Source organism: Streptococcus sp. HMSC078H12 (assembly GCF_001814615.1).
In the GTDB taxonomy this organism is placed as follows: domain Bacteria; phylum Bacillota; class Bacilli; order Lactobacillales; family Streptococcaceae; genus Streptococcus; species Streptococcus salivarius_F.
Genome location: NZ_KV817303.1, coordinates 42539 through 56165, shown reverse-complemented (window position 1 = coordinate 56165; position 13627 = coordinate 42539). Strand labels below are relative to the sequence as shown.

Below are 13627 nucleotides of genomic sequence, written 5' to 3'. Positions count from 1 at the left end.
TTGCCCCCGATTTCTAAATTTCAGTTCGTTTTGATTATAGAAGTAGCGCAAACAAAGCTTAATTAGCTTATTAAAACAAGGTCCTTTCTGGGTCTTGTTTTTTTGTACCAAAATAAATAGTTAGTATCTGCCAATTAATCTGTGATTGGGAGTGAACAAATTTTAAAGAGTGGATATGGCTTTGGTTGATAGATTCTATTTCCTAACTTTTTAAGATATGCTATAATATGAATATGTTTGATAATTATATTGTACCTGTATTTTTTGGTGGTGGAGCTCTTGCTCTACTAGGTTTAGTGTTATTTGGTTGGGCCTTGCCTTCATTTTTGAAGGGTAAGTGGTCTTATTTGATTTCTTTGCTAGGTTTAGGTTTGGTTGCTTTTGCCTATTTTGATTCGGCGATTGTTATCACTTATAAAATCTGGCTTGGATTGCTAGGTGTTATCATGATTGGTTGGGGACTTCCTTTCAACAATCGCAAGGGACGCCGTGCAATGACTATTTTTTGGGCCATCATGGCAATCGTTGTAGGTATTGCTGCTATTGCATTTACTATTGCTTATGGTGTTATTAACCGCCACTAACATGAAACTGTAAAACATGCTATAATAATGGCATGTTTTATTTTATGACCCTATCATTTATTATCATGCCTGCCTTGGGCTGCTTCTTAATAGGCTTAGCTTTTGCTAAACCAGATCGTTGGGACTTTTCTTGGATTTTATCCTTAATAGGTTTGGCAGCCTTTATTTCATCTTTTGGGCATATAGCACGTGTAGATTTATGGTTTATGCTAAGTTATAGTGTTGGTCCTTTTTTGATGGGATTTGGTTTTTCCTGGGATCTAAGTAAGAAACGTCGTAGGCAGTTATTATTATTAGGGGCATTTTTCCTTGTCTTTTTTGTGATTCTGTACTATCTTATTGTGAGAATCTTGAATACAGCTGTTGTCTAAAGGGGGGCTGTTGTGATGTTGCTAGATTTAGAAGAGAAGACACGTGTGCTTGTAGAAGATATTGTTGAACGTTCAGCTATTGGGAGAGGAGCTATCTTTGTCTTGGGATTGTCTTCCAGTGAGGTTGCTGGTGGGACTATCGGCAAAGCCTCTAGCCGTGAAATTGGTCAACGAATTGTGAAAACTATTCTTGAGGTTTTGGAACCTAAAGGGATTTACTTGGCTGTTCAGGGCTGTGAACATTTGAATCGTGCTTTGGTTGTTGAGCGTGAGCTTGCCATGGCTAAAGATTTGGAAATTGTGAATGTTCTTCCAACCTTGCACGCTGGGGGAAGTGGTCAGCTGGCCGCTTTCGACTATATGAAGGATCCTGTTGAGGTGGAGGAAATTGTTGCTCAGGCTGGTATTGATATTGGGGATACCTCTATTGGTATGCATGTGAAGAGGGTCCAAGTTCCTCTTCGTCCTATTACTCCAGAATTAGGTGGTGCTCATGTGACTGCTTTGGCGAGTCGTCCTAAGTTAATTGGTGGAGCTCGTGCGGAGTATCTAGCAGATCCTATTCGTAAAAACTAAAAAGTATCGGACAAGAATGTCCGATACTTTTTCTGTTAGCAGAGCCCTTTCTTTCAATGATGGCGCTTGGCATAATCAACAAATTTGAATTTTTCAAGTTTGTGGCGACTTTCCGTAAATTGGAACTGTTTTCCATTGTTTAAATAAACTTTTGAACGGACACAGACGACGTGCTGGTCCTTACCTAGGTCGATAAGAATCTTATCCTGATCGGTAGCATTATCGATAGTGATTTCTTTAAAGGCGTGGGAAATGCTAAGGTTGAGCTGATTCTCAATGTAGTCGTAAATAGAGTATTCAGCAATGCTACGGTTTAGTTGCGGAACAAGGCTGGCGTCTAGGTAATCAATATCTATAACAGAGGCACAGCTATCAACGACTCTTTGACGAACAACACGCCAGATCTGTCGGCTATTAGAAAAACCAGTTCTTTCTGAGAGTTTGGAATCAACGATGATTTTATCCAGAGAAATAACGTTGGTTTGCGAATTAAGGCCTTGTTGTTCTATTAGTTCTTGGTAACTAGTAAGGTCAGATACAGGAAAGTTGATTTGTTCCTGGTTAATAACCTGAGAACCAGAGCCATGAATTTTTTTGACCAAGCCTTCTTCAACGAGTAAGGTTAACGCCTTTCGTATAGTGTCTCGACTAACCTGGTAAGATTGAACCAGTTCTTGCTCGGTGGGGAGGAAGTCTCCCACTTGATACTTTTGCTCATGGATAGCTTTTTCTAAATCCTTATAAATAATCTGATATTTTTTCATCTTTCTCCTCATTTGTAGGTAAAAAAACATACAACCGATGTTTTTTTACAAAAATATGTTAAAAAAATCCCGGAACACTTGCAGACAAATTTGTAATCGCTTACAATCAGTTTATCAAGTCAAATAGATATTGTCAAAAAAGAAAAGGAGATTCAAATGGGTAAATTTGAACAAGAAGCCAAAGATTTGCTTGCTGCAATCGGTGGTAAAGAAAATGTGACTGCTGTTACTCACTGTGCGACGCGTATGCGTTTCGTTCTTGGTGATGATAAGAAGGCAGATGTGAAAACAATCGAAGCCATTCCTGCTGTTAAGGGGACTTTCACCAATGCAGGTCAATTTCAAGTTATCATTGGTAATGATGTACCAATCTTTTATAACGATTTCACTGCTGTATCAGGGATTGAAGGTGTTTCTAAAGAAGCTGCTAAATCAGCTGCTAAGAGCAACCAAAATCCAGTTCAGCGTGTTATGACAACCTTAGCGGAGATCTTTACGCCTTTGATTCCAGCTTTGATTGTTGGGGGGCTTCTTCTTGGTCTGCAAAATGTCTTGGGTAGTATCCAATTCAGTAATCTAGGTGGTAAAACAATTGTTGAGGTCTCGAAATTCTGGGAAGGTGTTAATGAAATTGTTTCAGTCATCAGTGGTGCTATCTTTGGTTTCTTGCCAGTAGGTATCACATGGTCTGTCTCTCGTAAGATGGGAACGAGTCAAATTCTTGGTATTGTACTTGGGATTTGCTTGGTTCATCCTAGCTTGCTTAGTGCCTATGAATACGCGGCTCACAAGGCTGCGGGAGATGTTCCACACTTTATCCTTGGTTTTGAAAAAGTTGGTTACCAAGGACAAGTTATTCCTGCCCTCTTGGCTGGTTTAACACTCTCTTATCTTGAAATTTTCTGGCGTAAATACATTCCAGAAGTTATCTCAATGATTTTTGTACCACTCTTGTCATTGGTTCCAGCAGTTATCCTTTCTTACGCTGTTCTTGGTCCAATTGGTTGGTGGCTTGGAGGCCTTATCTCAGGTGTGGTATTAGCAGGCTTGACTGGTCCTGTTAAATGGCTCTTCGGTGCGATCTTTGGTGCCATCTATGCACCATTTGTTATCACTGGTCTTCACCATATGACTAATGCCATTGACCTTGAGTTGGTGCGTACTGCTGGCGGTACTGGTTTGTGGCCAATGATTGCCCTCTCTAACATTGCACAGGGTTCAGCAGTATTTGCGTACTACTTTATTAAACGTCACGATGAACGTGAAGCACAAATTTCACTTCCAGCAACTATTTCAGCTTATCTTGGTGTCACTGAACCAGCACTTTTTGGTGTTAACGTTAAGTATGTCTATCCATTAGTAGCAGGTATGTCTGCCTCTGCCTTGTCAGGACTGCTTTCAGCGGTCTTTGGAGTTCAAGCAAACTCTATTGGTATAGGTGGTCTTCCAGCTATCCTCTCAATTAAACCTCAATATTGGGCAATCTTTGCGATTATCATGATTGTTGATATTGTAGTTGCTATGGTATTGACATTCCTCTTCCACAAAACTGGATTTTTAACGAAAACAGAGGAAAATGGGCATGCACAAGAAGCGCTTAAAGAAGCTTCAGAAGGTTTGGTACAACCAACGGTTCATGCTGAGTCAGCAGAGGTTGTTAGCCCACTTGCTGGCCAAGTTAAACCACTTAGCCAAGCCACAGATCCAGTCTTTTCATCAGGTGTAATGGGACAAGGTGTCGTCATCGAACCAAGTCAAGGGGAATTGGTTTCACCAGTGAATGGTACAGTGACAGTACTTTTCCCAACTAAGCACGCAGTAGGTATCGTTTCTGAAGAAGGTGTTGAAATGCTAATGCACATTGGTATGGATACGGTTAGCCTTGACGGAAAAGGTTTTGAGACTCATGTTGAACAAGGTGATAAAGTTGTTGTTGGTCAACAATTAATTAGCTTTGATATGGACGTTATTAAAAAGGCTGGTTTGGTCACTGAGACTCCAGTTATCATTACCAATCAAGATGATTTCCAAGCAGATGTTGAAGGAAATCTTCCACGTGATATCAACCGTGGGGATGTTCTCATGACTGCAACACGTACAAAATAATGACACATAAGGGGTGGAGGCATAAAGGCCCCACCCTTTGATAAAAAAGAGGTTAAATAAATGGCATTAGATAAAACAAAGGTTGTATACCAAATTTATCCAAAATCATATAAGGACACGACAGGAAATGGAATCGGTGATTTCAGAGGGATCATTGAAAAGATTCCTTATCTAGCAGAGTTGGGCGTGGATATGGTTTGGCTCAATCCTTTCTATCCAAGCCCACAACGTGACAATGGTTACGATATTTCAGACTACACAGCTGTCAACCCTGTCTTTGGGGATATGGCTGACTTTGAAGAAATGGTCCGTGTCGGGAAAGAGCACAAGATTGACTTCATGCTAGACATGGTGCTTAACCATTGCTCAACGGAGCATGAGTGGTTCCAAAAAGCATTGGCTGGTGACAAGTATTACCAAGATTTCTTCTTCATTCAGGACCAACCAACTGATTGGTTGTCTAAATTTGGTGGTTCTGCCTGGGCTCCTTTTGGAGATACGGGGAAATATTACCTTCACCTCTTTGACGTGACACAGGCGGACCTCAATTGGCGCAATCCCAATGTCCGCAAGGAGTTGTTCAAGGTGGTCAACTTCTGGCGTGACAAGGGAGTCAAAGGTTTCCGTTTCGATGTGATCAATTTGATTGGGAAAGATGAGGTCTTGGTGGATTGCCCTGAAAATGAAGGGAAACCAGCTTATACGGATAAACCAATTGTTCATGACTATCTTCGTATGATGAATGAATCGACCTTTGGTTCTGATGATAGCTTTATGACAGTTGGAGAGATGTCATCGACAACCATTGACAACTGTGTTTTGTATTCAGCACCGGAGCGCCACGAGTTGTCTATGGCCTTTAACTTCCATCATCTTAAAGTCGACTATGAAGATGGTCAAAAATGGACTATTACTCCATTTGATTTTGAAGAGCTCAAGCGTCTCTATCATACTTGGGGCAAGGAAATGAGTGAACGTGGTGGTTGGAGTGCCCTTTTCTGGAATAACCATGATCAACCTCGTGCCTTGAATCGTTTTGTAGATATCAAGAACTTCCGTAATGAAGGAGCGACCATGCTAGCAGCTAGCATTCACTTGTCACGTGGAACACCTTATATCTACATGGGCGAAGAGATTGGAATGATTGATCCAGACTATGATTTGATGGCAGATTATGTGGATGTCGAGTCCATCAATGCTTACCAAATGCTCTTAAACCAAGGTAAGTCTCCTGAGCAAGCCTTTAAGATTATTCAAGCCAAATCACGCGATAATTCTCGTACACCAATGCAATGGGATGCTTCTGAAAATGCGGGTTTTTCAACAGGCACTCCATGGTTGAAAGCTGGTAAATCTTATAAAGACATCAACGTTGAAAATGAAATCGACGGACCAATCTTTAAATTCTATAAAGAATTGATTCGCTTGCGTAAAGAAATGCCGATTATTTCAGAAGGTAGCTATCAGCCGGCACTTGAAGATAGTCAACAAGTCTACGCCTTTGAACGCTACTTAGACGGTCAAAAACTCTTGGTACTCAATAATTTCTATGGAAGTGAAGCTGAAGTGGAGATTCCAGCAGAATACCAGTCAGGGCGCGTGCTCTTGTCAAACTATGACGATGCAGAGCTTGCTGAAAAGGTAAGTCTTAAGCCTTATCAAACCCTAGCAATTTTAGTTAAATAAGCCAAACTTTCCTCAGTAAATGCTTTTGCTGGGGAATTTTGTTATAATGAAAGCACTTTTAATGTTGATGGAGGAAGTGTAATGACACGCTTACAAGATGATTTTTACCATGCGATTAATGGTGAGTGGGAAAAGACAGCAGTGATTCCAGATGACAAACCACGTACAGGTGGTTTCTCAGATTTAGCAGATGAAATTGAAGACCTCATGCTTGAAACAACTGATCAATGGTTGGCAGGAGAGAATATTCCAGACAATGCTATTCTACAAAACTTCATTAAGTTTCACCGTATGGCTGCGGATTTTGACAAACGTGAGGCAGTAGGTATCGAGCCTGTTAAGCCTTTGATTGAAGAATACAAGCAACTCTCATCATTTTCAGAGTTTGCTTCGAAAATTGCTAAGTATGAGATGACCGGTAAGCCTAATGAGTTCCCATTTGGTGTGTCTCCAGATTTTATGAATGCTCAATTAAATGTCCTCTGGGCATCAGCGCCAGGGATTATTTTGCCTGATACAACCTATTACACTGAGGATAATGAAAAGGGCAAGGAACTTTTGGGAATCTGGCGTGAGACACAAGAAGAACTCCTTGAGAAATATGGCTTTACAGCTGAAGAAATCAAAGATATCTTGGACAAGGTTATCGTTCTCGATGCTAAGTTGGCTAAGTATGTCCTTTCGAGGGAAGAATCTTCCGAGTATGTAGAACTTTACCACCCATATGATTGGGCAGACTTTACCAAGTTGGCACCGGAACTCCCACTTGATAACATCTTCACAGAAATCTTGGGTCAAGTTCCTGATAAAATTATCGTTCCTGAAGAACGCTTCTGGACAGAGTTTGCGGCGGAATATTACTCAGAAGCAAATTGGGAGTTACTTAAGGCGGGCCTACTTATTAATGCTGCTACATCTTGGAATGCCTATTTGACAGACGAGCTTCGTGTCTTGGCTGGAAAATATGGTCGTGCGCTTTCAGGAACACCACAAGCCATGGAAAAGAAAAAGGCTGCCTACTATTTGGCGCAAGGCCCTTACAATCAAGCTCTAGGACTATGGTATGCAGGTGAAAAATTCTCACCAGAAGCAAAAGCAGACGTTGAAGCCAAAGTGGCAACCATGATTGATGTTTATAAATCACGTCTTCAAACAGCGGATTGGTTGGCACCGGAAACACGTGAAAAAGCTATTACGAAACTTAATGTCATTACGCCTCATATCGGTTATCCAGAAAAACTACCTGAGACATATGATAAGAAGATTATTGATGAGAACTTGTCACTTGTTGAGAATGCACAGAAGTTAGTCGAAATTTCAATTGCTCATAGCTGGAGTAAGTGGAACCAACCAGTTGATCGAAGTGAGTGGCATATGCCTGCCCACATGGTTAATGCTTACTATGATCCACAGCAGAACCAAATTGTTTTCCCAGCAGCTATCCTTCAAGCACCTTTCTATGACCTTCACCAATCGTCATCAGCCAACTATGGTGGTATTGGTGCTGTCATTGCTCACGAGATTTCCCATGCCTTTGATACAAACGGAGCTTCCTTTGATGAGAATGGTAGTCTTAAGAACTGGTGGACTGAAGAAGACTATGCAGCCTTTAAGGAACGTACTGACAAGATTGTGGATCAGTTTGAGGGCTTGGACTCTTATGGTGCCAAGGTCAATGGTAAATTGACTGTTTCTGAGAATGTTGCTGACCTCGGTGGTGTAGCCTGTGCCTTAGAAGCAGCTAAACGAGATAAGGATTTTTCAGTTCGTGAGTTCTTTGTTAATTTTGCGACAATCTGGCGTATGAAAGCACGTGAAGAATACATGCAAATGTTAGCTAGCGTGGATGTGCATGCTCCAGCTAAATGGCGCACCAATGTTATTGTGAGCAACTTCGACGAATTCCACAAGGAATTTGACGTCAAAGAAGGCGACGGCATGTGGCGTGCCCCAGAAGATCGTGTGATTATTTGGTAATAATGATGAAATCTGTCCAAAAATGGATGGATTTCTTTATTTTTTTGTCGTTGTAAGGGTTTACATAACGACTAGAAAACGCTATAATATACTTGTGTTAAAGCTTGTGAAGTTTTTAACAAGTATTCAAAGGAGTTTCATATGACTAAACAAACTAAAGATGTTCAAACAGTAATTGATGAATTGGCAACAAAAGGGGTTGAAGCCCTTGATGCTATGGCTAACTTTACGCAGGAGCAAGTGGACCATATTGTTCACCAAGCTGCGATTGCTGCCCTAGATAAACACATGTATTTGGCAAAATTGGCCGTTGATGAAACAGGGCGAGGTATTTATGAAGATAAAGCCATCAAGAACATGTATGCTTCTGAATACATTTGGAATAGTATTAAATATGATAAAACTGTAGGCGTTATTGCTGAAGATAAAGAACAAGGCTTGGTTTCTATTGCTGAGCCAGTCGGTGTTATCTGTGGGGTTACACCAACAACTAACCCAACTTCAACAACCATTTTCAAAGCACTTATTGCTCTTAAGACACGTAATTCTATCATCTTTGCCTTCCACCCATCAGCCCAAAAATCATCTGCAGAAGCAGCTCGTATTGTTCGTGATGCAGCTATTGAAGCAGGTGCACCTAAGGACTGCATCCAGTGGATTGAAGAGCCATCTATCGAGGCAACTGGTCTTTTGATGAACCATCCTAAGATTGCTACAGTACTTGCGACTGGTGGACCTGGTATGGTTAAGGCTGCTTATTCAACTGGTAAACCAGCGCTTGGTGTAGGAGCCGGAAACGTCCCATCTTATATTGCTGCTGATGCTAAGGTTAAACGTGCTGTCAACGATATCATCGTTTCAAAAACTTTTGATAATGGTATGATTTGTGCTTCTGAACAAGCAGCTATCGTTGATGCAGCTATCTATGACGAAGTTAAGGCTGAATTTGAAGCACATCAATGTGTCATCATTTCTAAAAAAGCTGACATTGCTAAGTTGGAAAAAGTCGTTCTTAATGAAGCGCGTACAGCTGTAAATGGTGCCATTGTAGGTCACTCAGCTATTGAAATTGCTGAAAAAGCTGGTCTTAAAGTTCCTGCAGGCACAAAAATGCTCTTGGCAGAAATTCCAGATGCAACAATGGAACACCCACTTGCCTTGGAAAAATTGTCTCCAGTACTTGCTCTTATCAAATCTGATGGCGTTGAAGATGGATTCAAAAAAGCAGAAGGCATGCTCAATTTGGGTGGTCTTGGACATACAGCTGTTATCCACACTGAAAATGAAGATCTTCAACTCCAATATGGTATTCGCATGAAGGCTTGCCGTGTCTTGGTAAATAGCCCATCAGCCGAAGGTGGTATCGGTAATATCTATAACAACATGATTCCATCATTGACTCTTGGTTGTGGTTCACACGGTCATAACTCAGTGTCACACAATGTTAGCTCATTCGACCTCTTGAATGTCAAAACATTGTCAAAGCGTCGCAATAACATGCAATGGTTTCGCGTCCCACCAAAAATCTTCTTTGAAAAAGATTCAATAACTTACTTGCGTCACATTGAAGCTGAGCGCGTGATGTTGGTTTGTGACCCTGGTATGGTTCAGTTTGGTTATGCAGACTTGGTTAAACGCCAATTGGAACTTAACCGCCACAGACCAGCAGTAGATGTCTTCTCAGATGTTGAGCCAAACCCATCTACGAATACAGTTTATAAAGGATTGGAACGCTTTGTAGACTTCCAACCGGATGTTATTATCGCTCTTGGTGGTGGTTCTGCAATGGATGCTGCGAAAGCGATGTGGATGTTCTTTGAACACCCAGATGTAAGCTTCTTCGGTGCTAAACAAAAATTCTTGGATATCCGTAAACGTACTTACAAGATTCCTTACGCTCAGAAGACACAATTTATCTGTATCCCAACAACTTCAGGAACAGGTTCAGAGGTAACATCATTTGCGGTTATCACTGATAGTGAAACTCATATCAAGTATCCATTGGCAGACTATGCTTTGACTCCGGACATTGCTATCGTTGACCCTGCTTTGGTTATGAGTGTGCCTGCTAGCGTTACAGCAGACACAGGTATGGACGTTTTGACTCACGCCATTGAATCTTATGTATCAGTCATGGCTAGCGACTATACACGTGGACTTTCACTTCAAGCGATTAAACTTGTTTTTGAAAATCTCGAACATTCTTACCGCTTTGGTGATGAAGAATCACGTGAGAAAATGCATAATGCGTCAACAATGGCTGGTATGGCCTTTGCCAACGCCTTCCTTGGTATCAACCACTCACTCGCTCATAAGGTTGGTCCTATGTTTGATATTCCACACGGACGTACGAATGCGATTTTGATGCCTCACGTTATCCGTTACAATGGTCGTGATCCTCAAAAACACGCTATGTTCCCTAAATATGACTACTTCCGTGCAGACAAAGATTACGCAGATATCGCTCGTTTCATGGGATGGGGTACTGACAAACAATCAGATGCTGAATTGGTTGAAGTTTTGGCACAAAAAGTATACGAATTGGGTGTTGCCGTTGGTATTGACATGAACTGGAAGGGACAAGGTGTCACTAAGAAACTTCTTCAAGACACAGCTTACACTTTGGCTGAACATGCTTATGAAGACCAATGTACAACAGCTAATCCAAAAGAACCACTCATTTCAGAATTGAAAGAAATTATCGAAATTGCCTTTGATTACAAAGGGTAAGAGATAGACTAAAGTAGCTCTGTAAGGGCTACTTTTTTTGTTGTCTCACGAAAACCACTAGCTGTTCTAGTGGTTCCGAAAAGCTTTTAGCGATGTATCAAAAAAAGTCCCCCTAAAGTGTTATATTAGATAAGGTTTCCCGACCACTAACTAATATACTAAAGGAGGACTCCTGATGAGACAGGATAATAATAGTTTAGCACATACTACATGGAATTGTAAGTATCATATTGTGTTCGCACCCAAATATCGACGTCAGATAATTTATGGGAAATACAAAGCAAGTATAGGTCAAATCTTACGATTATTATGTGAAAGAAAAGGTGTTGAAATTCATGAAGCGGAAGCTTGCTCAGATCATATTCACATGTTGGTGAGTATACCACCGAAACTAAGTATTTCCTCATTTATGGGATATTTAAAGGGCAAAAGTAGCTTAATGATATTTGATCGACACGCAAATTTAAAGTATAAATATGGGAATCGCAAATTTTGGTGTCGAGGCTTTTATGTTGATACGGTTGGGCGAAATCAGAAGCGAATTGAAGAATATATTCGTAATCAATTACAAGAAGACGTGGTAGCAGATCAGCTTAGTCTTTTTGAGGAGTATGATCCGTTTACAGGTGAGAAGAATAAAAGAAAGTAATCTTAAAGAGACCCGCTAGACGGGTCAGCTAGCAAAGGTGGTGCTGAAGGGAAACCATTCGGTAGGCCTTTAGGCCTCGGCCGGTAGCAGAGGCTTTCAGCCGAAGAGCAAGCCACCCGTTCTCACGGGTGGTTTTGACTGTAAATCCGCCATATTAGAGTATTTATCCAAATTAAAAATAAAGGACTTTCCCGAATAAGATAGAAAAACGCTTTAAGAATTGTTATAATAACCTTACAGCAAGATAAGGAGATTCCTATGAAAAAAGAAGAAGGGCTTAGTTTGGGTGAAACAGCACATCCTCTCAAGCCTCATAAGATGAGGCCACCGAGGGCTTCCGGGGAAGGGAATAGAGCGACTAACAAGTTTAAAGAGTTTAATGCTGATAGGATGGTGAGTGTTCAATTCAATCCTAGTCAAAAAGTAATAGAATCAAAGGAGCCAGTAACCTCAAAAAATATTGTGGGAATGGTGTCAGGAGTGATTGCAGCGATACTCACTGTACTTTTGATTGTTTGTCTCGTGATGGGTTATCGTTATCGAGCGGCTAGTATTGAGGGAAATTGGACTAGCCCAACTTTTAGTGAGAAAATGTTAGCCACTCTAAAAGATACAGCTAGTGCCAAGAATAAAATCAGTAATGCTCTGCCACAAGGTCAGAATCTGATTACTGATATTAATACAGCAATGAGTATTACTGATAATAAGGCTCGATTAGAGGTGAGCTTTGCTTATAATCGTAAAGGGCTCTATCAGGCTTATAAGGGTAGGGTTAATGAGCTGAAAGGTCAGTATGGTGAAGAGTTTTCAGAGGTCTTTGATAGCTACGCATTGTCAGAAGAGGCTTACTATAAACAGTTTGACGAAACAGTGAAAAAAGAACTTCCAAAGAGTTATACTTACGATGGTAAGACAGGTCGCGTAACAACAATTGCTTTCACGGGTGAGATTAACCGTTGGGAGCAAACAATCACTGTGGATAAGGCTGGCGATTCAGATGCTTTTAAAAAAGGTGATGTATTAGATTATACGCCTAACAATGAAGGTTTTACTATCAAGGCCCATAGTGAATTTGGTGACATTAGCTTTACAAAAAATAAATAAAAGGAAATTAAAGGGGAATATAAATGACAAGAGCAGAATGGTTGGACTATTTTGAGACGGTAAACGGACGTAAGCCTAGTGTTCAGGAAATGGCTGACGCTTTAAAAGCTGGAGAGTTTGTTAACGAAGAGCCAGCCAAAGAAGAAGCTACCGCTACAACTGAACCTATTAAGGTTGAGGCGGAAATCGTTGAGACAAGTACAAGTCCTGCACCAACTGAAGCAGTGCCAGTAGTAACAGCACCTTCTACGGTTGCTTTTCCAGAAGGACAAGCAGCTATGGCAAATGTGGCTCCTAAAAAACCAATGGATCCCAAAAAGAAAAAACGCATTCTGGTTTCAGTCTTATCAGCCGTAGTTCTTATCTTCTTATGTATTGGTGGTTTTATGACTTACCGTTATGTGACAGGTAATATTGATGGCAAATGGTACAGTAGTTCTCTAGGTAGAGAGTATAGCTCAAGCATGTCTGAAAGCTTGACAGACTTGGACAGTAAGGAGCTTGAAAAGTACTTTACAGACACTGCCGTAACCATGAAGGTAAAAGGTAGCAATGCCAAGGTGACTGCTAGTTATACTTTTGATAAGAAAACCTATATCAAGGACTATCGTGAGAGGGTTCAGAAGTCCTTCTCAGCTTTTGGAGATTTATTTAAAGCCTTCTATGGAGATTCCTTCGAAAATTATTACAGTGAGGAAACAATAGAAAAAGAACTTGATGAGGCTCTTGAAAAAGCTGCTAAAGACAGTGATCAAAAGTATGATTCTAAGACAGGTGAAACAACGACAACTCTTTTCAAAGGGAAGGTTAGTCGTTTGGGGCATAAGATGACTGTTACTTCTGTCAACAAAGACGTTGATATCGATGGTCTCAATGTGAAAAAAGGTCAAGAGCTAAAAGTTACTAAAAAAGATAATAAAGTAACGCTTAGTGGCGATGGCAAATCAAAAGATATTACTTTCTCAACTAAGAATGATACCAAAGATAAATTTTAAGATGACATCCGGAATAGAGATTCCGGATTTTTTCGTGTCTTTTAGAGGGGATAATGAGGTGACATACGAATGATTTCCCCCCAAG

The 13627-nt window shown here is 40.7% G+C and carries 10 protein-coding genes and 1 pseudogene; 10 read left to right on the top strand and 1 reads right to left on the bottom strand.

Annotated features, from left to right (window positions below):
• Positions 1-227: 227 nt before the first annotated feature.
• The 3 genes from HMPREF2979_RS00270 to HMPREF2979_RS00265 are packed head-to-tail and all read left to right on the top strand — an operon-like array spanning position 228 to position 1531.
• On the top strand, positions 228-584 hold the full coding sequence (locus HMPREF2979_RS00270) for a hypothetical protein (RefSeq protein WP_021144704.1): 357 nt from the start codon (positions 228-230) through the stop codon (positions 582-584).
• 32 nt (positions 585-616) lie between these two features.
• Positions 617-955, top strand: a complete 339-nt coding sequence (locus HMPREF2979_RS09940) for a hypothetical protein (protein ID WP_083312357.1) — start codon at positions 617-619, stop codon at positions 953-955.
• A gap of 15 nt (positions 956-970) precedes the next feature.
• On the top strand, positions 971-1531 hold the full coding sequence (locus HMPREF2979_RS00265) for a TIGR01440 family protein (RefSeq protein ID WP_003092046.1): 561 nt from the start codon (positions 971-973) through the stop codon (positions 1529-1531).
• Between the two features lie 53 nt (positions 1532-1584).
• On the opposite strand, the gene treR is transcribed toward HMPREF2979_RS00265, so the two are convergent.
• Positions 1585-2295 carry a trehalose operon repressor gene (gene treR, locus HMPREF2979_RS00260; protein ID WP_002885834.1) on the bottom strand — a complete coding sequence of 237 codons (711 nt, stop codon included), beginning with the start codon at positions 2293-2295 and terminating at the stop codon, positions 1585-1587.
• Positions 2296-2451: 156 nt separating this feature from the next.
• Between treR and treP the strand changes: the two genes are divergently transcribed.
• The 7 genes and pseudogenes from treP (at position 2452) to HMPREF2979_RS00225 (ending at position 13542) form a co-directional block, all read left to right on the top strand.
• A complete protein-coding gene (treP, locus tag HMPREF2979_RS00255) occupies positions 2452-4401 on the top strand; it encodes a PTS system trehalose-specific EIIBC component (RefSeq protein WP_070654538.1) in 1950 nt (649 codons plus the stop codon).
• Positions 4402-4461: 60 nt separating this feature from the next.
• Positions 4462-6087 carry an alpha,alpha-phosphotrehalase gene (gene treC / locus HMPREF2979_RS00250; protein WP_070654536.1) on the top strand — a complete coding sequence of 542 codons (1626 nt, stop codon included), beginning with the start codon at positions 4462-4464 and terminating at the stop codon, positions 6085-6087.
• A gap of 81 nt (positions 6088-6168) precedes the next feature.
• The gene (locus tag HMPREF2979_RS00245) at positions 6169-8064 is read left to right on the top strand and encodes a M13 family metallopeptidase (protein WP_070654534.1); all 1896 of its coding nucleotides are present in this window, start codon (positions 6169-6171) and stop codon (positions 8062-8064) included.
• Between the two features lie 117 nt (positions 8065-8181).
• Positions 8182-10794: pseudogene (gene adhE, locus HMPREF2979_RS00240) on the top strand (bifunctional acetaldehyde-CoA/alcohol dehydrogenase); the annotation flags it as partial.
• A 175-nt stretch (positions 10795-10969) separates the two neighbouring features.
• Positions 10970-11443 carry an IS200/IS605 family transposase gene (gene tnpA, locus HMPREF2979_RS00235; RefSeq protein WP_070654530.1) on the top strand — a complete coding sequence of 158 codons (474 nt, stop codon included), beginning with the start codon at positions 10970-10972 and terminating at the stop codon, positions 11441-11443.
• A 258-nt stretch (positions 11444-11701) separates the two neighbouring features.
• A complete protein-coding gene (locus tag HMPREF2979_RS00230; protein ID WP_070654528.1) occupies positions 11702-12547 on the top strand; it encodes a hypothetical protein in 846 nt (281 codons plus the stop codon).
• A 23-nt stretch (positions 12548-12570) separates the two neighbouring features.
• On the top strand, positions 12571-13542 hold the full coding sequence (locus HMPREF2979_RS00225; protein WP_070654526.1) for a hypothetical protein: 972 nt from the start codon (positions 12571-12573) through the stop codon (positions 13540-13542).
• The last annotated feature ends 85 nt before the right edge of the window (positions 13543-13627 follow it).

Coding starts and splice junctions, on each gene's coding strand:
- HMPREF2979_RS00270 (WP_021144704.1), top strand. CDS start 228: ATGAATATGTTTGATAATTATATTGTACCTGTATTTTTTGGTGGTGGA.
- HMPREF2979_RS09940 (WP_083312357.1), top strand. CDS start 617: ATGTTTTATTTTATGACCCTATCATTTATTATCATGCCTGCCTTGGGC.
- HMPREF2979_RS00265 (WP_003092046.1), top strand. CDS start 971: ATGTTGCTAGATTTAGAAGAGAAGACACGTGTGCTTGTAGAAGATATT.
- treR (WP_002885834.1), bottom strand. CDS start 2,295: ATGAAAAAATATCAGATTATTTATAAGGATTTAGAAAAAGCTATCCAT.
- treP (WP_070654538.1), top strand. CDS start 2,452: ATGGGTAAATTTGAACAAGAAGCCAAAGATTTGCTTGCTGCAATCGGT.
- treC (WP_070654536.1), top strand. CDS start 4,462: ATGGCATTAGATAAAACAAAGGTTGTATACCAAATTTATCCAAAATCA.
- HMPREF2979_RS00245 (WP_070654534.1), top strand. CDS start 6,169: ATGACACGCTTACAAGATGATTTTTACCATGCGATTAATGGTGAGTGG.
- tnpA (WP_070654530.1), top strand. CDS start 10,970: ATGAGACAGGATAATAATAGTTTAGCACATACTACATGGAATTGTAAG.
- HMPREF2979_RS00230 (WP_070654528.1), top strand. CDS start 11,702: ATGAAAAAAGAAGAAGGGCTTAGTTTGGGTGAAACAGCACATCCTCTC.
- HMPREF2979_RS00225 (WP_070654526.1), top strand. CDS start 12,571: ATGACAAGAGCAGAATGGTTGGACTATTTTGAGACGGTAAACGGACGT.